Source organism: Pseudocolwellia agarivorans (assembly GCF_002000085.1).
Taxonomy (GTDB): Bacteria; Pseudomonadota; Gammaproteobacteria; order Enterobacterales; family Alteromonadaceae; genus Pseudocolwellia; species Pseudocolwellia agarivorans.
Window position 1 is genome coordinate 88,113 of record NZ_MUZU01000005.1, and the last position, 24,365, is coordinate 112,477.

The window sequence follows — 24,365 nt, forward strand, 5'->3', positions numbered from 1 at the left end:
CCTAACTATAATACTAATAAGCATAGGTAATTTTTGATGCAAGTGGGTGAAAAAGAAAATACTTTAGCTACTAAGCAGATACCAAAACTAAAGTCTTTACTGAAAAAGTACCGCCAAGCTAGAACTATACAGTCAGGGTTGTTACAACTTTCTGAGTTGGCTAGCTCTGTCACTGATATGAATTCTTTTTATTCTGCTTTAGAAGCTATTATTAAAACGATCCTGATAACCGATAGCTTTCATATTACATTACTTAATTCCCGCCAAAATTTATCATTAGCCTATTCCCATAATCCAAGTGAAAAAAGTATTCTCGCAAGACATGATAGTGATAATTGGGAAAATAGCTTAACAGGTTTAGTTTTTTCACAAGCAAAAATTATTTGCTGTAATGCACAAGAAAGAGACGAGTTAAGTAAAAAATACCATTTATCTTTATATAATTCATTATGTCATAGTTGGTTAGGTGTTCCTCTTAAACGAGGTAATCAAATAATAGGCGTTATAGCATTACAAAGTTATGATAGTATTACTGTTTTTGGTGAAAGAGATTCACAGTTACTTGAGTTTATTGCGGAACATTTAGTTACAGCGATTGATAGAGTAAGAAGCCGAGAGCTTTTAGAAAAAAATATTATTGAACGTACTCAAAAACTTACAGAAACCAATGAAAAATTACAGAAAGAAATAGCTGAACGTCAAAAGGCAGTAAAAATACATAAAGCGTTGTTAGCTATTTCTGAGATAACAGCAACAACAACTGATCTTGATTCCTTTTACCAAGTATTACATAAAGAAATAACCACTCTAATCCCTTCTAATAATTTTTATATCGCATTAACTTCTCAAAACAACCAGTGGATAGATTTTCCCTATTATAAAGATGAATACTACGATATAGCTGAATCTAGACAGTTTTCAAATGGTCTTACAGAACTAGCGATTAAAGTAGGAGAACCTTTATTGGTTAAAGGTTCTGAAATTATTACACTGGATGAGGATGGAAATGCAAAATATCATATTCATGCTATTAATTCGTTAAAAAATAAAACACCTAAAACGTGGTTAGGGGCTCCGTTGATTGATCAAGGCGTAGCTTTTGGTGTTTTTGCTGTTCATCATTATCAAGATGTTAATGCTTATCAATTAAGTGATTTAGATCTGGTTGAATTTGTTAGTCAACATATTGCCACTGCTATACTCAGAATTAGATCACAGGCCGAAATACAAAAAAGTAATGAAGCTCTCGAACAAGCTATTAATGAAAGAACTAAAGAGCTACAAAGTACAAATTTAAATTTGCGTATGCAAATAGAAGAACGCAGAAAAGCAGAAGCTCAGCTATATTATGAGGCGCACCATGATGCGTTAACTAAGTTACCTAATAGAGCTATGTTAACCGACCGATTAAGCTATTCGCTTCGTCATTTAAAACGTCACCCCTCTCATCAATTTGCGGTACTTTTTATTGACTTAGATCGATTTAAAGTTATTAACGATACCTTAGGTCATCATGCTGGAGATTTATTTTTAGTAGAGATTGCCGCTAGGTTACAAGACTGTGTGCGAGATAATGATATTTTAGCTCGATTAGGTGGAGATGAATTTGTTATTTTACTTGATTCATTACAATCAGAAGATGATGTTGAAGACGTTGCAAGCCGAATTATTAATAAAGTTGCAATGAGCTTTGAACTTGAAGGTCACACGGTACATTCTAATGCCAGTATTGGTATTGCTATGTGTGGTAAGCATTACAACGATTCAAATGAAATACTTAGAGATGCTGATGCTGCTATGTATCAAGCTAAAAGCTTAGGCTGCGGTCGCTATGTGTTTTTTGATGAAAGCATGCGAGAGCAACTAATAGCGAGTATGACTTTAGAGCAAGAGCTACGAGTTGCAATAAAAGAACGTCAGTTTGAACTGCATTACCAAAAAATATCTGATCTTGAAAATACTAAAACTATTGGCTTTGAGGCTTTACTTAGGTGGAATCATCCTGAAAAAGGTTTATTAACGCCTAGTGAATTTCTTTTTATGGCTGAAGAAACAGGTATGATTTTAGATATTGAAACCTGGGTAATAGAAGATGTATGTCTTCAACTTAAGCATTGGCAATCATCCGTTGAATATAAAAACATTTTTATTGGTGTTAACTTATCAGGAAGGCACTTAACTCAAGCCAATCAATTATCAAAACTTATTCATTTGATTGAAGCTAATACAGTAGAGCCGCAACGTTTGATTTTAGAGTTTACAGAATCTGCTTTTGCACAACATACTGAACTAGCTTTAAAAGGGCTGAAAAAACTTAAAGAGTTTGGTGTTAAATTGGCACTTGATGATTATGGTGCAGGCTTATCTTCACTCAACTTTTTGCACGGCTACCCGTTTGAATTTATTAAACTTGATAGAAGTTTTATTAAAACATTAAATTTAGATAACAAAAACTTATCGTTAGTAAAAGCGTTACATGAATTAGGCGGTAATTTTGGTTACAGATTGGTTGCCGAAGGTATTGAAAGTGCCGAGATGTTAGAAAAACTGAAAAATGTAGGTTGTGATTTTGGGCAGGGCTTTCATATTAATCGTCCATGTCGAATAGATAACGAAGATAACAGTATTATTCATGTGATAAATGGCTAATTAACCTTTATAAAAGTAGCCTTCAACCCTAAAGGCTATACCTGGCGTAGTACTATAGTTTTCAACTTCAGGCCATTCCAAAAAGGGTTCTACCTCAAAGAAAAGCCATTTTTTATAAGCATTAAATCTGTATCTATATCCAACTGTGTAGTTATCAACAATAAAACCTCTTTCACCGTTACGCTCCCCTTCTACTTGTAAAGAAATAATTGAAGCTGTTTTATCATTTAAATGTTTTAATTTATATACGCCGTGTTTCCATCTTATGCCGCTGAAGGATTCCGAGCCTTTTATACTGTAATTTATTCTATATTGAGTATGAGAATCTTGCTGAAAGTTATATTCTAATAATAGTCGAGCACCTAACCCTTCGTCTAAAAAGTAAAATATTGAAGGTTCTATTTTAAATGCACTATTTTTATTCCAATTAATATATCGTTTATGACGACTACGTATGAAAATATCACCTCCTGAGATGCCTATTCTGGTATCTGTGTATTTTCCCGTTTCACTTTCATGCATATACCTAAGAGAAGCTGAAAATTTTTCTTCCTCGGGCTGTATATGAGTGGTTTCTAGTGGGAGATTGTTTTGCTCTGATTCGTCATCATCAGATAAAATGATATCCATTTTATTTTTAAAATGAGGGAGTTTAACTTTAACTTTAAATCTTGCTTTTATTTCAGCCCAATCTCGGCTTCTTGGCCTCCATTCTAATTTCAGTCTTGCATTAATTTTGGGGTTTTGCTTTGTGTTTGCTTCGTCAATAAAAAAATCGTCAAACCACGCCGCTGATTGATACACTGAATCAGAAATAGTGTCATGAAAAGCATTGATCCAAGGCGTGTTTTCATCATTGGTTTGAGAATTTTCTGTGCTTATCTCTTCACTAAAACAGTAAATGGGCAATAAATTGAAAATAATAAACACAAGCTTACAAATGTTTTTAAACAAACTTTGTTATACCTCATAAAATTAGTGTGAGAAAAGGTGCTTTTTACATCTAAAACTTTATAATAACTATAATTAAATAATAGGAGATTTTTCATGAGTAATATAGGTATTTGGCAATTATTAATAGTGGTTGTAATTGTTGTCTTGTTATTTGGAACAAAAAAATTACGTAACTTAGGTGGTGATCTAGGTTCTGCTGTTAAAGGATTTAAAAAAGCGGTTACAGATGAAGATACAGCGAAAACTGTAGAGTCAGATAATAACGATTCAATTGTAGATAAAGCAGCGGTTGAAACTACAACAGAACAAAAAGAAAAAGACCAAGCTTAATTATGTTTGATATAGGCTTTTGGGAACTTTTACTTATAGGGTTATTGGCTTTAATTATATTAGGGCCCGAACGCTTGCCTGTAGCTATTAGAACAGTACGCAATTGGATCGCGAATGCCCGTAGAATTAGTGAAAATGTAAAAAGCGAGCTGACAGAAGAGCTACGTATTCATGAGCTACATAGTAATTTAAAAAAAGCTGAAGAAGCGAATATGGAAAATTTATCTCCAGAGGTTGCTGAGTCATTAAAAACTTTGCGGGATGCAGCCGATATGGTGAATAAACCCTATCAAGTGAAAGTAGAAGATGCTGAGCAAACAGCAGAGCCTATAACGAAAAAGAATAACTAATGAGTACCACTCCTAATAATTATACCTTGTTTGATCATCTGCTAGAGTTACGTTCACGTTTATTAAAATCTTTTGTTGGGGTTTTAGTTATATTATGTTGCTTAATTTATTTTGCACAGGATATTTATCATTATGTTGCTGAGCCATTACTTGCAACTATGCCAATAGGTACACAGATGATAGCAACGGATGTTGCATCTCCTCTATTTGCCCCTTTCAAACTGGTTATTGTGTTATCTGTTTTTATTGCAATGCCTTATATTTTATTTCAAATCTGGTCTTTTGTGGCCCCGGGTTTATACCGTAATGAAAAACGCTTAATTGCCCCTCTAATGCTGGGTAGTACTTTACTTTTTTATAGTGGTATAGCCTTTGCCTACTTTGTTGTTTTTCCTGTTGTTTTTGCTTTTTTTAATTCAGTTGCTCCTGAGGGAGTAACAATTGCCACAGACATAAGTAGTTATTTAGACTTTGTGCTTAAACTCTTTTTTGCCTTTGGAGCTGCTTTTGAGATACCAGTCGCTATTATCTTAATGTGCTGGACCAATTTTACTTCACCTGATAGTTTAAGAGCTAAAAGGCCGTATATTGTTGTTGGTTCATTTATTATTGGTATGTTGCTGACACCTCCCGATATTATTTCTCAAACAATGCTTGCTATACCTATGTTGATATTATTTGAAGTAGGTGTATTTATTGCCTCTTTTTATTATAAAGAAAACGAGGTTGAAGAAGTTGAAGATTAAGCAGCATAATTCAATGGTATAAGTAGTTTTACTACGATTAAATAAAACTATCATTGTGCTTACAAGGATGTAGACGTGTTGATTACTATAAAAAAGCAGAGCAGAAAATTGAAATGTCATTTGTTTACTAGCAGGTACTTTTTTGATTGATATAGGTGTGAATTTAACCAATAGTCGTTTTGAAAAAGACGTAGATGAAGTGATATCTCAAGCTAATGCATGCGGTGTTAAACACTTATTGGTAACGGGTACAAATGTGTTTGAAAGCCAAAAAGCTTTAGAACTTTGTTTGAAGTATCCGCAATCTTTATCTTGTACTGTTGGTGTACATCCTCACGATGCCGATAATGTAGCTAATAATTATTTAGAAGTCTTACAATCATTAGCTAGTCTACCAAGTGTTAAAGCTATTGGTGAATGTGGTTTAGATTTTAATCGTAATTTTTCAACGCCAACCAATCAAAAAAAAGTTTTTACTGAGCAAGTTAAATTAGCTCAACATTTACAACTACCTTTATTTTTGCATCAAAGAGATGCATTTAAAGAATGGTTTGAAATTCTCACACCGTACTTTACTCATGTGCCCTTCATGGTTTCTCATTGTTTTACGGGTACAGAAGAAGAGCTTAATTTATGTTTAGAGGCCAATATGTATATTGGTATAACGGGTTGGATATGTGACGAGCGAAGAGGGCAAGGTCTTCGAGATATTATTGAGAAAATCCCTTTAAATAGATTGCTGATAGAAACGGATGCGCCCTATTTAACGCCTAGAACAATACGACCTAAACCTAAAAGTAGTCGAAATGAACCCAAGTATTTACGTTATGTTGTAGAAGAAATAGCGAGGCTAACAGATTATTCAGAGCAAGATATCATTAATAACACAAGTGAAAACGCACAACGTGTTTTTGGATTAGGAGTAAAGGCATGATCCAAAAATTAGCACTGCTGTCAGCTCTATTTTGTGTTTTTCTTTTGTCTACTTTTTTTATTTATATAACTGACGGTGTTATTGGTTTTCATTATGATGATTTTAAAGAGAATGTAAATGCGTATTCTTATTTGCTAAATAACCCAGAAACCACTTATTTATCTAAAGAAAATAGCTTTTTTACCGATGGTTTAGCAATTGGCTCCGCTTTTGCCTTAGCCTTTTCAATGTTTTTTATTTACTTGGCTAATGGTCGAATAACCGTGCTCCTGTTATGCGGATATTTTTTATCAAGTGCTATGCTGCTTTCCCTGTTCTTAGGCTTTCCGCTTTCAATTGTATCAGCAGGCTTTTATCAATTACACAGTGTAGATATTCCGGTATTAATTGTAATTTCTAAACTTTTACTTATGTGGTTTTCGGTACTCATTTTTAAAGCTAAATCTATTTCAATAAGAGTTTATTGGGTAATAAAATCAATCTGTTGGCTATTACTTTTTTACCTACCAATATGTTTTATTTTACCGATTAAAATAAGCTTATACCTTAGTGTTTATATTGAACTATCCATTAGTACATTATTGTTAATAGTCGGGGTTTATTTAATACAAAAATCTCACCGTCTATCTGTTTTGTTTACACTTTTTGTTTTCATACAATTTATTTTTGCGCTACTTAATTTTGTCGCATTATATGTTTTTAGTATTGATGTTTATTATAAGTATCCTTATTTGTATACCGTTTCTTTTTGGTTGAGTGGCAGCATTACGGTGTTTATGTTGAGTCGAGGATATTATTATCAAATTCAAGATAAAAAAATTGCTGAGCAGAAGGCCCTAAAAAGTTTAGATAAATCTAAAAAAGCCCAGGCTGAGTTATTAATGTTACAAGAAGAGAGTCAGGAAAAATTAGAAAGCAGGGTTCAAGAACGTACATTAGAACTAAATATTGCCTTACAAGAACTTGAAAGTGTAAATAAAGAGTTGGCTGAAAAAAACACATTAGATGAACTTACAGGCTTATATAATCGTCGCTATTATGATCAAAAAGTAGTTGCTGAATATCGTCGAAGTCGTCGTAATTTAACACCGTTAAGCTTAGTTGTTATTGATATAGATCACTTCAAAAAAGTGAATGATAATCATGGTCATATAGCAGGTGATCAATGTTTAATATGGGTTGCAGGTAAAATTAAAGCAGCATTAGGACGAGTAACCGATTTAGGGTGTCGTTACGGTGGTGAAGAGTTTTGCTTAATATTACCTGAAACAGATACTAAAGGTGCTATTTCGTTAGCTGAAACACTGCGAGAGTCTATCGAATCAGAAATTTTTGTTTTTGATAAAGTAAAAATACCCATGACAATAAGTTGTGGCGTTAGTACCTATTGGCAGCAACCAGATATAACACCTGAAAATATATTCGCAGCAGCAGATGAGGCATTATACAGTGCTAAGAAAAATGGCCGTAATCAGGTGCAGAAAAAAATACTTACCGGTTCTACAGAGTCCTAATTAAGGTTGAAAAATGAATAATACATTTGGTCAATATCCTGCCCGTCGTTTACGTAGAATGCGTGCAGATAGCTTTTCTCGACGTTTAATGTCTGAAAATCAATTAACCGTTAATGATTTGATTTATCCTGTTTTTGTTTTAGAGGGAGAAAACCAACGAGAAGTCATTAACTCAATGCCAGGTGTAGAAAGAAAGAGTATTGACTTATTGCTTGAAGAAGCTCAGGAACTTGTTGATTTGGGCATTCCAGCGATAGCTATTTTCCCTGTGACACCTAGTGATGCCAAATCATTGATGGCTGAAGAAGCTTATAATCCTGATGGTTTAGCACAAAGAACCGTAAAAGCTTTAAAAGAAAAATTCCCTACCTTAGGTGTTATTACTGATGTCGCCTTAGACCCTTTTACAACACATGGTCAGGATGGAATTATTGATGACAACGGTTACGTGCTTAATGAAATAACAAAAGACATTTTAGTAAAACAAGCCGTATCACATGCTCAAGCGGGTGCTGATATAGTTGCTCCATCAGATATGATGGACGGTCGGGTGGGCGCTATTCGCCAAGCCCTAGAAGCAAAAGGTTTTGTTAATACCAAAATTTTAGCTTATTCAGCTAAATATGCATCTAATTACTATGGACCTTTTAGAGATGCCGTCGGCTCTGCAGGCAATATTAAGGGAGGTAATAAATACTCATACCAAATGGATCCTGCAAATAGCGATGAAGCTTTACATGAAGTTGCACAAGATATTTACGAAGGTGCTGATATGGTTATGGTCAAACCAGGCATGCCTTATTTAGATATTGTTCGAAGGGTTAAAGATAATTTTCATGTGCCTACATACGCTTATCAAGTGAGTGGAGAGTATGCGATGCATGTAGCGGCGATTCAAAATGGCTGGTTAGCGGAAAAACCTTGTGTTATGGAAGGGCTTCTTGCATTTAAGCGGGCTGGCGCTGACGGTATTTTAACGTATTTTGCTAAAAAAGTAGCATACTGGTTGAAGGAAGATTCTAAAATTTAAGTCTGGTTGAGCATTTATTAAAAATATATTGAATTAATAGTGGTAGTTTTTGTGTATATGCTTAAAAATATGTGTGTGATATCAGTTTTATTTGTCGACTGGTATCGTATTCATTGGAATACTAAAAAGGTCTGAAATGAAATACCAAGATTCCATTAAACAAGCAGATGTCATACTCGCTCAGGCCATTAAACAACTACAACTGTGGCATTTAGCAGCCACGCCTATAAATTATGCTATTAGTTACGAATTTGTTGCACAAACTAACAAAGCACTTACAGCAGCTATAAAATACCAACTTTCCACAGGAAAAAAATTAGATAACTTTTATATGGAAGCTGTTTATCAACAATTTATTTTAGGACAAAGTAAATTTAGGGATGAGATGCTTAGCGAATTTGATGGTTTGATTAATTCTGTTCAAACAAATGTTAACGATTCAACCATATCTGTAGATAGCTTTATTTCTAAACTAGATTCTAATTTAAATGATTTAAAGTCAGGCGATAAAGAAAAGGTAAATCATGCTTGCAATAATTTAGCTAAAGCAACGATTGTATTTAAAACCGAGCAGCAACGTTTAACTGAGCGTTTGCAAAAAGTGCAAAAAAATAGTCAAGAGTTGCAATTAGAGTTAGAAGATATTAGAAAAGAAATATATTTGGATCCATTGACGGGGCTGTATAACCGCAAAGCCATGTCGAAAAATATTGAAGCTTGGTATAAAGAAAATCCTGATAAAAGTGTTGCAGCTATTGTAATTAATGTTGATCAATACAGCCAAATAACACAGCGTTTTGGTACACTTATTGGTGATGTATTACTATCTAAAATTGCGCATAAAATCGAAAGTTACGTTGACGATAGTGGTTTACCTATTAGAACTGGTGGAGATGAATTTTTAATTTTATTGCCAGAGGTTGATAGCCAAATTGCCTATGAAATAGGTGAAAAAATCAGAGAAGGCGTTAGTAAGCTGCGGTTTATTAGCAGCAAATCTGGTGTTCGGTTACCGCAAATGACTATTTCGGTAGGGGTTAATAAGTTTAATGTATCTCAGAACGTTAATGCTGTTATTGATAAAACCCGCAATTCTATTAGTACTTAATTCAGCTATTAGACGTTAGGTTTCGCTATTGTTGATTGCATCTATTAATGCATCGATTGTTTTTTCTGAAAATACGGTAATATTATGTTTTGTTAAAACTTGAGTAGTAATACCTTGGCCGACAATTTTTGTATTAGAAAATTCACCATTATAAATTGTATTACTGCCACAAGAAGGGCTTGATTCTTTTAATAAAGCAAATTTTATATTGTTTTTCAAACATATTGATAATGCTTTTGATGCGCCATTATTGAAGCTTTCAGTTACATCTCCCCCTTGAATAGTAATGATTTTTTTGTCTTTTTGTTGAATTTCCGCCGGTTCTCTTGGTACGGGAAGGCCTCCTAAACATTCAGGGCAACCACTTACTAGCCTATTTTCTTTTTTCCATTTTTCAATCACCTGATGAGTTAAACTTTGGTGACCTCCATCATACCTAACATTCTCACCCATAAAGCAGGCACTAATAAATATTTTTTCCATGTTTAAGGTGTCTCTATGTATTGTTTTATTAAGTTTAATAATGGAGTGTTAGTTTTTGTTTCGTTTTCAATCCAGCATGACTCACTATAACATTCAAAGTTAAGTATAAAATAATCATCCTGCCATTTAAAACGTGTGTATTCTCGGTCAGCCCCTTGTGTTGTTTCAATAAGGTAATGATCTTTTAAAAGGCTTAATACTAAAGAGGTTAATAGAGGAATATCTTCTTGATACCAACCTGCAACAAAAGTAATTTGTAAACTGGTTTGATTAACCAATTCAACAGACGATATTTTAAGAGTTTCAGTAATAGCCATTGATTAAATCCCTCGTTTTTGTAGGGTTAAAATAGATAAATTCAATATTGACAAAGATCTTACTCTAAAAAACTTAAGACAATCGATATATTTTTTTCTATAATCAATGTAGTCTAAGTAATAATATCAACATTCTTAAGTTTAGAGAGATAAATATATGAAAAAATTGACTATAGCTGTTGCATTAACAGCACTAATGGCATCTCCTGTCTTTGCGGGTGATATTGCTGCTGGTAAATCAAAAACTGCTATGTGTGCAGCTTGTCACGGAGCTATGGGGGTTTCTGCTGTTCCTATGTACCCTAACTTAGCAGGACAAAAAGAAGCATATATTGTTAAGCAATTAAAAGATTTTAAAGCGGGTAACCGTAAAGATCCTGTTATGGCTCCAATGGCTATGGGATTATCTGATGCTGATATTGCCAATGTTGCAGCCTACTATGCAAGCCTAAAATAGGTTTATGTCTTAATTAATATTAAAGCGCCTATTGGCGCTTTTTTTATATCTTAAGTATTATGCTGTTGAATCAGTTCTAAAAACGGCTGGCCATACCTAGCCAATTTAGTATCCCCAATTCCACTTATTGCCAACATTTCTCTTGAATTCATAGGTTTTACTCTCGCTAGCTCTGATAATGTTGCATCACTAAATACAATAAAAGGTGCAATGTCTTCAGCGTCGGCAATATCTTTTCTAAGAGAGCGTAATTTGGCAAATAATACTCGGTCGTATGTTTGAGTTGCTTTATCTCTTTTCCAATAACTTGCTTTTTGAAGGCGTGGAGATGCAAGCATGAGTGGTTCTTCAGCTTTTAATACAGATCGCGAAGCTTCTGTTAAACAAAGGGTTGATTGTTGAGAGATGTCTTGCTGTAAAAAACCCAAATGAATAAGTTGTCTAACAATAGAAAACCAATATCCAGGAGTTTTCTCTTGGCCAATACCGAAAGTTGAAACTAAATCATGTTTTTTTTGTTTAATGGCTAGAGTATGTTCGCCTCTTAATACATCAATTACATGTTCTATATCGCCCTGTTGTTGAATACGATAAACACATGAAAGTACTTTTTGAGCTTCTATGGATGCATCAAATAAACTGGGCGGATCTAAACAAATGTCACAGTTACCACAGCGTTTTTGCGTGTATTCAGCAAAATAGTTTAAAACTACCTGTCTTCTACACGTTTGTGCGTCAAAGAAGCCAATCATGGCTTGAAAGCGTTGTAACTCTACATTTACCCTTTGTTCATTTTCGCCTTCACTAATGCGTTTTTTGATGCGTTCTACGTCTTTAGCGTCATACAAAAATAAGGCTTCTGCTTCTAGCCCATCTCGTCCGGCTCGGCCTATTTCTTGATAATAAGATTCTAGCGTTTTAGGAGGCTCAAAATGAATAACATAACGGATGTTTGATTTATTAATACCTAAGCCAAAAGCGATAGTGGCAACAACGACTTGAATATTGTCTTTAGCAAACGCATCTTGCACTGTGTTTCTAATATCGACTTCCATACCTGCATGGTAAGCTGCACAGTTAATACCTGAATTACCTAAATATTTTGAAATTTTTTCAACTTGCCAGCGGCTATTACAATAAATAATGCCACATTCATCACGTCGTTTTTTTATATAACCCAGTAACTGTTGTTCGCCGTTATATTTTTCGGCCATGGTTAAGCGAATGTTAGGTCGATCAAAACTATCAAGATGGATATAAGGATTAACTAAATCTAATTGAGCTAATATATCTTTTCGTGTGGTTACATCAGCTGTTGCGGTAAGTGCCATAACAGGCACATAAGGGAAGCTTTGTTTAATGGTATTTAATTTTGTATAGGCAGGTCGAAAGTCGTGACCCCATTGCGAAATACAGTGAGCTTCATCAATAGCAAATAAACTAATGTTAAGTTGCATCAATTCTTGAATAAAATAATAACTATTAAGTCTTTCAGGCGCTATGTATAAAAGCTTTATTTCGCCTCGGTATAGCGCCTGCATGGTTTGCGTTATGGTCGCCTGATCTAAACTTGAGTTAATGTAGGCAGCTGAGATCCCTTGGAGTGTTAAGCTATCAACTTGATCTTTCATTAAGGCAATTAAGGGTGACACTACAATAGTGACGCCGGGTAGTAAAATTGCTGGTAACTGGTAGCACATTGATTTTCCGCCACCTGTTGGCATTAAAACAAGACTATCTCTACCCATAAACAGTTGTTGAATAATATCTTCTTGCCCTTGACGAAAAGATTGATAACCAAAATTATGTTTTAACGTATCGAGTAGTACAGAGGTTGATATGCTCGGTTCAGCGTTGTTGATCACATTATTCTTCAGTGTAATGATAAGAATTGTATTTTAACGCAGCTGGAGCCAATGGTAGAGAATTATTTTGTTCGCTCTTGATTTATTTGCTAATCTACATCTAAATAAAGAGGTCTGATGAGTTTATGATTAATAAAACAATAGCTTCACAAGTAATAGAGTTTTGGAATGAAAAAATGCCTTTTAATCAGTTATTGGGCCTTAATATTACTCAATTTGATAGTAAGCAATCTGAAGTAAGGTTTTTATGGCAAGATAAACTCATTGGTAACCCTATTCAAAAAATATTACACGGAGGTGTTACGGCTGCAGCTTTAGATTTAGCTGGAGGCGTTGTAGCTGCTGCGAATATTCTTGAAGGGGTAGAGCTTACCTCACCGCAATCGGTGCAAGATAGTCTGAGTAAACTGGGCACTATTGATTTAAGAACTGACTACTTGATACCGGGTAGAGGGAAAGAATTTATTGTGACTGCTCGTATTATCAGAGGCGGCACAAAAGTCGCAGTAGCTAGAATGGAAATGCACAATGAAAAGGGTGAGCATATAGCATTTGGCACCGGAACTTATATGGTGGGTTGAGTTATACCAACTTCATATTAATTTAATACGAAGTTGGTATTTATTTAAAGTGCTTGTAAATTTGCGTAAGCGACAACTAACCATTTACTACCCACATCAGCAAAGTTAACTTGTATTCGGCTTTGCGCACCAGAACCTTCATAGTTCAGTACAACACCCTCACCAAATTTAGCGTGCATAACCGACTGGCCTAATGAAAACCCTGTGTTGTCGAAAGTTTCAGTCGTAAAGGTATTTGAAAACTTACCAGTACTTGCTGGTCGAGATACTTGGTTTTGTAAACGTATTTCTTCAGTACATTCGTTCGGTAATTCTCTTAAGAATCGACTAGGCTTATGGTATTTTTCTTGGCCATATAAACGTCGGCTTTCTGCATGGCATAAGTATAATTTCTGCATAGCGCGAGTCATACCTACGTAACATAAGCGTCTTTCTTCTTCTAAGCGCCCTATTTCTTCAACCGATTGCTGAGAAGGAAACATACCTTCTTCTAAGCCGGCAATAAACACTAATGGAAATTCTAATCCTTTAGCTGAATGCATAGTCATTAATTGCACTGCAGATTCATACTCATCAGCTTGAGACTCGCCTGATTCAAGTGCGGCATGAGTTAAGAATGAAGTGAGTTTTGTTTGCTCTTCTTCTAGTTCAGGATCAACTTCAAAGGTTTGGCAAGCGGTTACTAATTCATTTAAGTTTTCAATTCTTGCTTCAGCTCGTTCGCCTTTTTCTGCTTGATACATGGCTTTTAAACCACTATTTTTTATAACAAAATTAGCTTGTTGATCTAAATTTAAGTTACATGAATCATCTTCAAGTTGATTAATAAGCTCAACGAAGTGAGTAATAACTTTTGCGCTTCGCCCTTTGAGATCTTGATTGCTGATCATATGTTGGCAAGCTTGCCATAACGTAACATTCAGGCTTCTCGCTGCATCCCTTATTAGTGAAATACTTTGATTACCGATACCACGTGTAGGGGTATTGATAATACGCTCAAAAGCAGCGTCATCGTCTCTATTATTAATTAAGCGTAGATAAGCAAGCGCGTCTTTAATTTCTTGTCGTTCGAAGAAACGTTGACCACCGTATATTCTGTACGGTAAACCACCTTGTAATAAGGCTTCCTCTAATAAACGAGATTGTGCGTTACTACGATATAAAATAGCGACGTCGTTTAATGAGCCGTTTTCTTTTTGCCAATCTTTAATTCTGCCTGCTATAAAGCGTGCTTCATCTATTTCGTTAAATGCGGTGTAAATAGATATTTTTTCGCCTGATTCGTCTTCGGTCCACAGGTCTTTACCTAAGCGATTATTATTATTTGAAATGAGTTGGTTAGCTGCATTTAGTATATTAGCGGTCGAGCGGTAGTTTTGTTCAAGTTTGATGGTTTGTGCATTATCAAAGTCTTTTAAAAAACGCTCAATGTTTTCAATTTTTGCTCCACGCCAGCCATAAATAGATTGATCATCATCACCGACTATCATCACTTTACTTGATGTTTTACCTAAAATATTTAGCCAAGCATATTGAATGCTATTGGTATCTTGAAATTCGTCTACCAAAATATGTTTAAAACGTTGTTGGTAATGTTCTAATAATACTGGGTTGTTAAGCCAAAGCTCGTGAGCTCTAAGCAGTAATTCAGCGAAATCAACTAAACCTGATAAATTACAAGCATCTTGATAGCCTTTGTATACCTTTACAAAGGTTTGCTCTGTAGGATCGTCGTACACTTCAATGTGTTGGGGACGAATACCTTCGTCTTTTTTACCGTTGATGTACCATTGTAATTGTTTGGGTGGATAACGTTTTTCATCGATATTGAGAGAGCGAACAATACGTTTAACTAATCGTAATTGATCGTCAGAATCTAATACTTGAAAAGTTTGCGGTAATTTTGCTTCTTGAAAGTGCATACGTAATAAGCGATGGGCTAAACCATGGAAAGTACCTATCCACATTCCGTGGGTATTACCGCCAACCGTTTGCTCTACTCTAGCGCGCATTTCGGCTGCGGCTTTATTGGTAAAGGTTACCGCTAAAATACTATGAGACGATGCGTTTTCAACCTGCATAAGCCAAGCAATTCGTTGTACAAGTACACGTGTTTTTCCACTACCAGCTCCCGCGAGTACCAGCATATTTTGTAGCGGAGCAGCGACAACGTCACGCTGTTTTTCGTTTAACGAGTCGAGTAATTGAGAAACATCCATAGATAAACCAAATTATTGATAAAGTTACAAAAGCGTAAGGCTTTTTTATGATAAAAATTGATGTAGTTCTTCTACATCAGATAATTCAAGGTGAGGCAAAATAGATAAAGGTTTACCTACATTAAAACTAGATACCCAAGCCGTTTGGCAGCCAGCCAATATGCCGCCTAAAATATCTGCTTTTCCGCAATCACCTATATGTAAAAGTTCTGAAGGCATTATGTTTAAATGGTTACAGGCATTATCAAACATATCTGAACACGGCTTTTGTCTATTTTGCTTACCTAAGCTTTGCCCACCTGCATGATATACAGCACTGAAATATTGATTAAGTTCAATGGTATGGGTGTTTACATTACCATTGCTGATGGCAATTAAAGGCCACTTTTTAGCAAGGGAAGATAACAAGTTATGTATGTTATTCGGCACGGTAAAGTTGCTTCGATGAAAATCAAAATGAGCGAGTGCTTTTTCTGCCGCTTGGCGAGCTTGTTTTTTAGCAATGCCTAGGTCTATTAATCCTAAATAATATGTTTCCAATCTGAGTTCGGTAACGTTATGTGTGAGCTCAGGATTAAAAGTGATGGCTTTATTTTTGTATGGCGACCAAAAGTTGATGTCGTATTCCGTTTGAATATCTGTAGTATCTTCAAGTAGCTTAGGCAGCTCATTATGAAAATAAGCAATCATTGCCCTGCTGGTGAGCTGCATGATTGGATGATTGCTATATAGCGTATCATCCAAGTCAAAACTAATGGCTTTAAAGGGGGCGAGTTTACGGTAAAATTTCATTAAACTTCTTTAAAGGTTAAATGTTGTTTAAGTAGTTTAGCGACTAACTTTTTAAATTGACTTAACAATAAAGTGTCCATGCGAGGATCAAAGTGTTCAGCATCTGCACTGCTAATGGCTAAAAATCCTAATACTTTATTTTGGTGTTCTAGTTTTACCAGTACAACAGAGCCTTCGGTGACTTGTGAAAATACAAGTTCTTGTTCACTTTGTTGTAAACGGCCAAAGTAATAATCGTCTTTATCTAATCTGTTTTGAATAATGCCGCCACAGTCATTTTTAATTAAGCTATGGTGATCAACAGCTATTGGTTTTACAAGCCATAATTTCAAATTTGATAATGATAAGAGCTCAGTTGTTGCTTGAAACAAACAATCCAGTAATTCATTTGCTGAAGTACAATCAAGCAAACGTAAATATAAATCACTGTACAATGAAAACAATTGTTCATTGTTATTAGCAATAGACATTAATTGCGTAATTTCATCTTCTAATGAATGAATTTTCAATCTCAGTTGTTGTTGCTGGCGCTCAACTAAAGAAACCGTTCCACGTTGATGATCAGCAAGGCGTATGCTGGTTAATAACTCAGGATGTCGAGCGAAAATTTCAGGGTTATCTTGTAAATAACTCACCACAATATCATCTGAAAGTATTAGTTCTGCAGATTGCATTAAATTAGCCTTAGTTATTTGAGTCTCTGTGCTTGAACTCTTATCTGAACTCATAAATGTAATTGTCCATCAAAAACATGAACGGCTGGACCTGTCATTTTTACAGGGTTACCAGGGCCTTTCCAAAATATTTTCAGTTGGCCACCAGGTAGTTCTACCGTCACTTCTTTTGCTAATTTTTTTTGTGTTTGCCCTATAACAACTGCGGCGCAAGCTCCACTACCACAGGCTAATGTTTCTGCAGCACCACGTTCATAAACGCGTAGTTTTATAAACTCAGGTGAAACCACTTCCATAAAACCTACGTTTACATCTTCAGGAAAACGTTCATGAACTGAAAGAGCTTTACCTAATGTTTCAAGTGGAGCATCTTTAACTGAGTCAACTGTGATCACACAATGAGGGTTACCCATAGAAACAGCGCCACATAAAACGGTTTCATCGTCGCAGCGCAAAATATAAGTGCCTTCAGCTTTTTGTGCTGTAAAAGGTATTTTATTTGGCTCAAATTGAGGAACAGGCATGCTCACAGTAATATTACCATCGCGTTCCACAAACAGGGTCATTTTCCCTGATTGAGTCGACACTTTGATTTTGTTTTTGTTGGTTAAGTTTTTTAATCTAACAAACCGAGCAAAACAACGTGCGCCATTCCCGCATTGACCAACTTCACTACCATCTGCATTGTATATACGGTAGTGAAAGTCTAAATCAGGGTCGTAAGGAGGCTCTACAACCAATAGTTGGTCGAAGCCTACACCAAAGTTACGATCGGCAAGTTGTTTTATTTGTTCGTTCGACAAATAAACATTTTGGGTAACGTTGTCTAATACTAGAAAATCGTTACCTAAACCATGCATTTTTGAAAAATTTACAAGCATCTATTTATTGTTCTCATTACTAATTCTGTTTTTCAATGAACTGTTTATGCTTAAGGAAGCAATGATTCGCCTTGCCAAAGTTGTTCTATTGTTTCGCGTTTGCGGACCACATGAACGTCTTCACCGTCTACCATAATTTCAGCAACACGTGGTCGGCTGTTGTAGTTTGAGCTCATAGTAAAGCCATAAGCACCCGATGAACGAATCGCAAGTAAATCGCCTGCTTCAATAGCTAATTCACGTTTTTTACCTAAGAAATCACCAGTTTCACAAATAGGACCCACAATATCGTATACTTTAGTTGGAGCATCTCTTTGTTCTACAGGAATAATCGCTTGCCATGCTGAGTATAATGACGGTCTGATTAAGTCATTCATTGCTGCATCGACAATAGCGAAATTTAGCTCTTCGTTTGATTTTAAAAACTCAACTTCAGTAACTAATATGCCTGCGTTAGCCATAATAGCGCGACCCGGTTCAAATATTAGCGTTATTTCACGGCCCTCTAATTTATCGGCAATAGCTTTTGCGTATTGTTCTGGATGTGGTGGTTTTTCGTCGTCGTAACAAACACCTAGTCCACCACCTACATCAATATGCGATAAATGAATGTCTTTCGCTGCTAAGTTATCTACTAGCACTAATACGCGGTCTAATGCATCGAGGAAAGGTGCAACTTCTGTGATTTGAGAACCGATATGACAATCAACGCCTTTTACAGCAATGTTTGATAATTTAGACGCGTAAACGTAAAACGCTTCCGCATCATCAATATTAATACCAAACTTATTATCTTTTAATCCCGTAGAAATATAAGGGTGAGTACCTGCATCTACGTCTGGATTTACACGTAAAGAAATAGGGGCAACAACATTGAGTGATTTTGCTACGTTTTGAATACGATCAAGCTCAGCGCCAGATTCAACATTAAAACAGTAAATACCTTTATCAAGTGCATAGGCAATCTCATCAGAGGTTTTACCAACACCAGAAAACACCACTTTTTTAGGATCACCACCTGCCTCTAAAACACGTGCTAATTCACCTTTTGATACAATATCAAAACCTGAACCTAATCTAGCCATTACATTTAATACGGCAATGTTGCTGTTTGCTTTTACGGCATAACATACAATATGTGGGCGACTACCTGCAGCGTTATCAAATGCTTTCCAATGTCTTTCAATGGTGGCTCTTGAATATATATATAAAGGCGTGCCATGTGCATTTGCAATGTCAGATACTTTGCTGTCTTCAGCATATAAAGATGTATTTTTACGATTAAAAAAGTCCACCGGTGTTTCCTACCTTCTACTAGTGCTAATATTTAAATTTATTTATTGTTGACTCATTTCCGTCTTTTCAGGAGGATTAGGTTCAACATTTTCTGATGGTGTTTGATACAAAGGACCTTTTATACCGCACCCTGTAATTGCCGTTAAAGAGACAATACAGACCAAAATAATTGAAATTTGTTTACACATAATTGATTAATTCGATTTTTTTCCCATGATAGACGTTTTATAATCAGATTGGTATAACAGCGATCTTAAATAATTTACCAAATTAGGTATAAAGGACAATTAATGAACGATAGTGAATATAATATAGCAGCTGAAGATTTATTACTGGCTGTAGAAGAGTCTATTGAAGATTGCGGTCACGATATTGATTACGAAGGTTTTGGTGGTTTACTTACGTTAACATTTAAAAATGCCACTAAAATTATCATTAATAAGCAAGCTCCTCTTCATGAAATTTGGGTGGCGACAAAGTTTAATGGCCATCATTTCCATTTTGAAAATGATCAATGGATAGATAAACGCGGCGGAGATGAATTTTGGCAATTTATTTCAGAAGCCGTTAGCGTACAGGCTGAAGCTGAAATTTCATTACAAGCTAATTAACCTCCACTTAAGGTATCCATATCCGTAAGCATCGAATAAATATTTGATTGGTAAAGGGTATATATTAAATAAGCACGATCATCAGAATATAAAATCAGGCAACAAACTATGAACAATAACATTGTACGCATTGCAACCCGTAAAAGCGCCTTAGCACTATGGCAAGCAGAATATGTAAAAGCACAACTTGAAAAGTTTCATAACAATATTACCGTTGAACTTGTACCTATGACCACCAAAGGAGATGTTATTTTAGACACGCCTTTAGCTAAAGTTGGCGGTAAGGGGTTATTTGTAAAAGAACTTGAAGTGGCTATGCTCGAAGATCGTGCTGATATTGCGGTTCATTCAATGAAAGATGTTCCGGTAGAATTTCCTGAAGGACTTGGTTTAGAGGTTATTTGTCCACGTGAAGATCCTCGTGATGCTTTTGTTTCAAATACTATCACCAATTTCGAATCGTTACCTGCTGGCGCTATTGTCGGTACTTCAAGTTTACGTCGACAGTGTCAAATTAAAGCAATGCGTCCTGATTTAGTGATCAGAGACTTACGCGGTAACGTAAATACACGTTTGAAAAAATTAGACGATGGTGAGTACGACGCAATAATACTTGCAGCAGCTGGCTTGATCAGATTAGAAATGCCAGAGCGCATAAAAGAATATATAGCGCCAGAACTTATGCTACCCGCTAATGGTCAAGGTGCTGTAGGTATTGAATGTAGAACTGATGACGAAAAGATTAAAGCGCTACTTGCTCCACTTGAATGTAAAGAAACACGTATTCGAGTACTCGCTGAAAGATCAATGAATAGAGCACTAGAAGGTGGTTGCCAAGTACCTATTGGGAGTTATGCTGTTTTAGAGCAAAGCTCATCTGACCCCGTGCTTTATTTACGTGGTTTAGTCGGGGCTGTAGATGGCAGCACAATATTGCACAGCGAAATTCGTGGCCCTATTGAACAAGCTGAAACGTTAGGTAATACATTAGCGCAAAAATTATTAGCACAAGGTGCAGATAAAATATTACAACAGGTATATGCTGATCAATAACCTTAACGTGCTGATCACTCGTCCTGAAAATGAAGGGCGAGTGTTAGCTAGCAAGCTAGAAAAACTTGATGTCAATTCACTTTGTCAGCCTATGTTTGATTATCAAGGTAATGATAATCAAGAAATACTACATAAGCTATTAAGACAAGTTCAACAGCCTATTGTTATTTTTATTAGTGTTTCAGCCGTAACTTATGCAAATAAACTTTATGCGTTGTCGTCATGGCCTGTCCGACAATTTTTTGCTGTAGGTACAGCTACTGCACAAGCATTAAAAGCGCTTAATATAAAAGCAACATCACCAGAAATACAAACTAGCGAAGGTTTACTGACTTTTGCTGAACTACAAAATATTACCGACCAAGACATCATTATTGTTCGAGGAGATGGCGGACGTGAACATTTAGCTGACTCTCTTAAAGCTAGAAACGCGAATGTAACCTATTTTGAAGCGTATCAACGCATTTGGCGACAATTACCCAGCAATATTGAACAACATTGGCGAAATCACCATATTAATTGTATGGTGATAACTAGTGACGCTATATTACAAAACATAGTACAATTAATTAATCGATCAGATGGATATTGGCGAACCGCTTGTTATTGGGTGGTTGCAAGCGAACGTATTGCAATGAATGCAAAAGCGTTGGGCTTTAAGCGTGTTATTAACGCTAATGGCGCTAACGATAACGCTATTTCTAAAGCAATAATATCTGATGTAACAAATAACATGGAATAAGATGATGACCGATAAGCCAACGTCTAAAAATAGTGATAATCCAAAAGAGCCAACCAGTAAGGCGAATACAATTACTAAATCTGCTCAAAAGTCTGCTGATAGTTCATCTTCAAATACGTCCCAAACCAAAGTCTCGGTTAATATGTCTAATAGTACAGATGCTATAAAAAACAGTGAGCCTAAGGATAAAATAGATAAAGCTGATAGCAAAAGTTCAGCAGAAAAATCTATTGAGCCGCCAGTAAGTGATAAAAAGGCTGTTACAAAAACGCCATCATCACCTAAATCTTCTTCAGAACAAGCAAAAAAAACTATGAAATCAGAATCTCGCTCAGAAGCGCCATCTAAAATATCTAAACTGGCTATTTTATCTTTTCTTATTGGTCTACTCGCCATAGTAGGTGTTGTTTTACTTTATTTTTGGCATGTTCAACAGCAAACTGACGTTATTACTCAGTTACAACAAGTTAAAATTGACGCCTCAAAAAGTAATCAATTGGCCCAAGAAAAAATAATGAAAACTTTGCAAGCTCAAGAAAAAAGTCTCGCGATGCAATTTACTGATTCTGCTAATAATATGAAGCAAGAAACACAAAACAATATTGAAAAGCTTAATCAAATGGTTGAAAAGTTTAGTCAAAATCAACCAACCGACTGGCTAGTCCATGAAGCGGAATATTTAGTGCGAATTGCGGCTCGCACCTTATGGTTAGAAAAAGACACAACGGCTGCAATTGGCTTACTACAAGATGCTGACGCGCGTATTACTGAATTAAATGATCCTCAAATATTACCTATTCGTCAGCTTATTTATCAAGATATTGAAGCATTAAAACTCATACCTAAGCTTGAAACAGAACAAACCATTTTGTCGTTAATGGCATTAGGTGAACAAGTACAGTCATTACCCTTAATTACCTTGACTGTTGCTCGAGAAGCTGAAAATGCAGACCGTTTTACATTATCAGAAGATGTATCTGACTGGCGTGAAAATATTTCAAAAACATGGCTGAAATTTTTAGAAACGTTTGTTGTTGTGCATAGTAAAGTGGGCGAATTAGAACCTATTTTACCAGCAGAGCAACGTCAGCATTTAAAAGAAAATTTAAACCTTAAACTGCAAGTAGCACAGTGGGCAGTGAGTAAAGGTAAGCATAACATATTTATTAAATCGTTAAACGATGCGCAATCATGGTTAACCCAATACTTTGATTTGAATGATGTAAAAAACAAAGCCTTTATCGAATCAATTGAAAGCTTAAAAGAGAAAGTAATTTCAGTAAATACCAATCATAAATTGGTTTCTTTAAAGGCGATCAGAAAAGTATTAACCGATAAAAAATCAGTTAGCTTACCTATTACACCGATTCAAAAAGAGGTGATAGAAACGATTGATGAAACAAAAGAAAACGTAAATGAAAAAATTAAAGATGTAGAAAAAACCGTTCAACCTGAAGTTCAATCTAATAACGTAGAAAGCCCTAAAACTATAGATAACTCACCTAAAAACATACAAGACGAAGTCATAGAAAAAAGCGCTGAACAAGCCACTAAAGTAAGCGAGGCAGCGTAATGAAAAAACTCGGTGTTTTGCTATTAATATTTTTTACCTTTATTGCGTTTGCGCCAATGTTAATTGACGATCCTGGTTACATCTCTATTGCTATGGGGGGCATGATTTACGAACTTACTCTATATACGGCAATGTTCTGGATCTTATTTGTTTTTCTTATTCTTATCTTACTTTTTATCCTTTTACGAGGTGGTTTTAGGTTCAGCTTAGGTACATGGAATAAATTGGCCTTTGCGAGTAAGCGTCGTGGAGTAAAAGATTTTGAAAAAGCAGTAGCGGCTTACATTTTAGAAGATTACGTACAAGCGGAACATTTGTTCGCTAAAAGTGCAGAACCCGCTCAACAACAACGTGTTGGATATTTACTTGCCTCCTCTGCTGCATCTAAGCAAGCATTACGTTCGAATACGCAACATTATTTGGGCTTGTTAGACAGTATTGGTAACAATGTCAAAAATGGTAATTTAGAGTCAGTCCTTGTGACTATTAAATTGCACATTGAACAAGATGACTTTGAAAAAGCACGTGCTTTAATTGATGAACATCATAAATTTATTGGGCATGACGCTCGCTTGCTTTCATTAGATATTGACTTAATGTTAATTGAAAAACGTTTTATTGCTGCTGTTGAATCTTTAGTACTGGCTCGTAAGCAAAAAACGATAACAGAACAAACCATTAAACAATGGGAAGAGACGGCTTTTTACGGCGCGTTTAACCAGCTAGTGCTTGAAAAAAATGCGGAAGAACTTTCTCGTTACTGGAACAACTTATCAAGTAAAGTTAAACAGCGTGAAGTTATTGTTATGGCTTACTGTAAAGTACTTGCAGAGCAAAATATAATACAGCCATTAAATAAAATATTACTGCCTGTTGTTAAAAAAGGAACAGATAAAGCCTTTTTACAACAAATGCGAAACTTACCGTTAAGATCAGCGGATGAACTTATTGCTGTAGTGCAAAAGCATTTACACAAAGATCCACAAAATGGTACATGGTTAAGTTGTTTGGCGCATTTAGCCGTTTCAAGTAAACAATGGGATATGGCTGAAAAAGCGTTTAATAGTTTAGTTAACTTAGGTGAGATTCAATACGATAATGTTGACCTAATTGCCTTTGCTAAAGTATTACAACAACGAGAGCAGTTTGAAAAAGCAACGCAGGTTTACGCTAAGTTGCATTGATAAGGTATTTATCTTAATTTAT

The 24,365-nt window shown here is 35.6% G+C and carries 25 protein-coding genes; 15 read left to right on the plus strand and 10 right to left on the minus strand.

Annotation, left to right across the window (positions count from 1 at the left end):
- Window positions 1–36 precede the first annotated feature (36 nt).
- Complete coding sequence (locus B0X80_RS09340; RefSeq protein WP_077339737.1) at window positions 37–2,649, plus strand: sensor domain-containing phosphodiesterase; 2,613 nt, start codon at window positions 37–39, stop codon at window positions 2,647–2,649.
- On the opposite strand, the gene B0X80_RS09345 is transcribed toward B0X80_RS09340, so the two are convergent.
- Entirely contained in the window at window positions 2,650–3,603 is a 954-nt protein-coding gene (locus B0X80_RS09345) for a hypothetical protein (protein WP_077339739.1), read from the minus strand. It lies immediately after the preceding gene.
- Between the two features lie 93 nt (window positions 3,604–3,696).
- On the opposite strand from B0X80_RS09345, the gene tatA reads away from it, so the two are divergent.
- The 7 genes from tatA to B0X80_RS09380 all read left to right on the plus strand — a co-directional run bounded on the left by tatA (window position 3,697) and on the right by B0X80_RS09380 (window position 9,615).
- Window positions 3,697–3,933 carry a Sec-independent protein translocase subunit TatA gene (tatA, locus tag B0X80_RS09350; protein ID WP_077339741.1) on the plus strand — a complete coding sequence of 79 codons (237 nt, stop codon included), beginning with the start codon at window positions 3,697–3,699 and terminating at the stop codon, window positions 3,931–3,933.
- Between the two features lie 2 nt (window positions 3,934–3,935).
- Window positions 3,936–4,283, plus strand: a complete 348-nt coding sequence (gene tatB / locus B0X80_RS09355; RefSeq protein ID WP_077339743.1) for a Sec-independent protein translocase protein TatB — start codon at window positions 3,936–3,938, stop codon at window positions 4,281–4,283.
- Entirely contained in the window at window positions 4,283–5,029 is a 747-nt protein-coding gene (tatC, locus tag B0X80_RS09360) for a twin-arginine translocase subunit TatC (RefSeq protein WP_077339745.1), read from the plus strand. Before tatB ends, tatC begins: the two co-directional genes overlap by 1 nt.
- A gap of 142 nt (window positions 5,030–5,171) precedes the next feature.
- Window positions 5,172–5,963: a TatD family hydrolase gene (locus B0X80_RS09365; RefSeq protein ID WP_077339747.1), complete on the plus strand. Its 792-nt coding sequence runs from the start codon at window positions 5,172–5,174 to the stop codon at window positions 5,961–5,963.
- Window positions 5,960–7,477: a sensor domain-containing diguanylate cyclase gene (locus B0X80_RS20570; RefSeq protein ID WP_245825428.1), complete on the plus strand. Its 1,518-nt coding sequence runs from the start codon at window positions 5,960–5,962 to the stop codon at window positions 7,475–7,477. Before B0X80_RS09365 ends, B0X80_RS20570 begins: the two co-directional genes overlap by 4 nt.
- A 13-nt stretch (window positions 7,478–7,490) precedes the next feature.
- Window positions 7,491–8,507 (plus strand): porphobilinogen synthase, encoded by a 1,017-nt coding sequence (gene hemB / locus B0X80_RS09375; protein WP_077339749.1) that lies wholly within the window; start codon window positions 7,491–7,493, stop codon window positions 8,505–8,507.
- A 136-nt stretch (window positions 8,508–8,643) separates the two neighbouring features.
- Window positions 8,644–9,615, plus strand: coding sequence for a GGDEF domain-containing protein (locus tag B0X80_RS09380; RefSeq protein ID WP_077339751.1), 972 nt, complete (start codon window positions 8,644–8,646; stop codon window positions 9,613–9,615).
- A gap of 15 nt (window positions 9,616–9,630) precedes the next feature.
- Here B0X80_RS09380 and B0X80_RS09385 read toward each other — a convergent pair whose 3' ends face one another.
- The gene (locus tag B0X80_RS09385; protein ID WP_077339753.1) at window positions 9,631–10,098 is read right to left on the minus strand and encodes a 2-thiouracil desulfurase family protein; all 468 of its coding nucleotides are present in this window, start codon (window positions 10,096–10,098) and stop codon (window positions 9,631–9,633) included.
- Between the two features lie 2 nt (window positions 10,099–10,100).
- Window positions 10,101–10,415, minus strand: a complete 315-nt coding sequence (locus B0X80_RS09390) for a DUF3630 family protein (protein WP_077339755.1) — start codon at window positions 10,413–10,415, stop codon at window positions 10,101–10,103.
- Between the two features lie 157 nt (window positions 10,416–10,572).
- Between B0X80_RS09390 and B0X80_RS09395 the strand changes: the two genes are divergently transcribed.
- Window positions 10,573–10,872, plus strand: a complete 300-nt coding sequence (locus B0X80_RS09395) for a c-type cytochrome (RefSeq protein WP_076417440.1) — start codon at window positions 10,573–10,575, stop codon at window positions 10,870–10,872.
- A gap of 50 nt (window positions 10,873–10,922) precedes the next feature.
- On the opposite strand, the gene recQ is transcribed toward B0X80_RS09395, so the two are convergent.
- Window positions 10,923–12,737 carry a DNA helicase RecQ gene (recQ, locus tag B0X80_RS09400; RefSeq protein ID WP_245825429.1) on the minus strand — a complete coding sequence of 605 codons (1,815 nt, stop codon included), beginning with the start codon at window positions 12,735–12,737 and terminating at the stop codon, window positions 10,923–10,925.
- Between the two features lie 125 nt (window positions 12,738–12,862).
- Here recQ and B0X80_RS09405 point away from each other — a divergent pair, with 125 nt between their 5' ends.
- Window positions 12,863–13,318 carry a thioesterase family protein gene (locus B0X80_RS09405; RefSeq protein WP_076417441.1) on the plus strand — a complete coding sequence of 152 codons (456 nt, stop codon included), beginning with the start codon at window positions 12,863–12,865 and terminating at the stop codon, window positions 13,316–13,318.
- Between the two features lie 44 nt (window positions 13,319–13,362).
- Here the strand turns inward: B0X80_RS09405 and uvrD are convergent, their stop codons facing one another.
- The 6 genes from uvrD to lptM are packed head-to-tail and all read right to left on the minus strand — an operon-like array spanning window position 13,363 to window position 19,368.
- Window positions 13,363–15,537, minus strand: coding sequence for a DNA helicase II (gene uvrD, locus B0X80_RS09410; RefSeq protein WP_077339759.1), 2,175 nt, complete (start codon window positions 15,535–15,537; stop codon window positions 13,363–13,365).
- Between the two features lie 45 nt (window positions 15,538–15,582).
- On the minus strand, window positions 15,583–16,329 hold the full coding sequence (locus B0X80_RS09415; RefSeq protein WP_077339761.1) for an HAD-IA family hydrolase: 747 nt from the start codon (window positions 16,327–16,329) through the stop codon (window positions 15,583–15,585).
- Window positions 16,329–17,057 (minus strand): DUF484 family protein, encoded by a 729-nt coding sequence (locus tag B0X80_RS09420; RefSeq protein ID WP_077339763.1) that lies wholly within the window; start codon window positions 17,055–17,057, stop codon window positions 16,329–16,331. The genes B0X80_RS09415 and B0X80_RS09420 overlap by 1 nt, the downstream gene beginning before the upstream one ends.
- On the minus strand, window positions 17,054–17,884 hold the full coding sequence (gene dapF, locus B0X80_RS09425; RefSeq protein WP_077339765.1) for a diaminopimelate epimerase: 831 nt from the start codon (window positions 17,882–17,884) through the stop codon (window positions 17,054–17,056). Before dapF ends, B0X80_RS09420 begins: the two co-directional genes overlap by 4 nt.
- A 50-nt stretch (window positions 17,885–17,934) precedes the next feature.
- The gene (gene lysA, locus B0X80_RS09430) at window positions 17,935–19,179 is read right to left on the minus strand and encodes a diaminopimelate decarboxylase (protein ID WP_077339767.1); all 1,245 of its coding nucleotides are present in this window, start codon (window positions 19,177–19,179) and stop codon (window positions 17,935–17,937) included.
- Between the two features lie 42 nt (window positions 19,180–19,221).
- Window positions 19,222–19,368: an LPS translocon maturation chaperone LptM gene (lptM, locus tag B0X80_RS20345; protein WP_139345303.1), complete on the minus strand. Its 147-nt coding sequence runs from the start codon at window positions 19,366–19,368 to the stop codon at window positions 19,222–19,224.
- A gap of 102 nt (window positions 19,369–19,470) precedes the next feature.
- On the opposite strand from lptM, the gene cyaY reads away from it, so the two are divergent.
- From cyaY to B0X80_RS09455, 5 genes are all read left to right on the plus strand, one after another.
- Complete coding sequence (cyaY, locus tag B0X80_RS09435) at window positions 19,471–19,791, plus strand: iron donor protein CyaY (RefSeq protein WP_077339769.1); 321 nt, start codon at window positions 19,471–19,473, stop codon at window positions 19,789–19,791.
- Between the two features lie 108 nt (window positions 19,792–19,899).
- Window positions 19,900–20,844, plus strand: a complete 945-nt coding sequence (gene hemC, locus B0X80_RS09440; protein WP_077339771.1) for a hydroxymethylbilane synthase — start codon at window positions 19,900–19,902, stop codon at window positions 20,842–20,844.
- Window positions 20,831–21,586: a uroporphyrinogen-III synthase gene (locus B0X80_RS09445; protein ID WP_077339773.1), complete on the plus strand. Its 756-nt coding sequence runs from the start codon at window positions 20,831–20,833 to the stop codon at window positions 21,584–21,586. Before hemC ends, B0X80_RS09445 begins: the two co-directional genes overlap by 14 nt.
- A gap of 1 nt (window position 21,587) precedes the next feature.
- A complete protein-coding gene (locus tag B0X80_RS09450; protein ID WP_077339775.1) occupies window positions 21,588–23,159 on the plus strand; it encodes a uroporphyrinogen-III C-methyltransferase in 1,572 nt (523 codons plus the stop codon).
- Entirely contained in the window at window positions 23,159–24,343 is a 1,185-nt protein-coding gene (locus B0X80_RS09455) for a heme biosynthesis HemY N-terminal domain-containing protein (RefSeq protein WP_077339777.1), read from the plus strand. The genes B0X80_RS09450 and B0X80_RS09455 overlap by 1 nt, the downstream gene beginning before the upstream one ends.
- Window positions 24,344–24,365 lie beyond the last annotated feature (22 nt).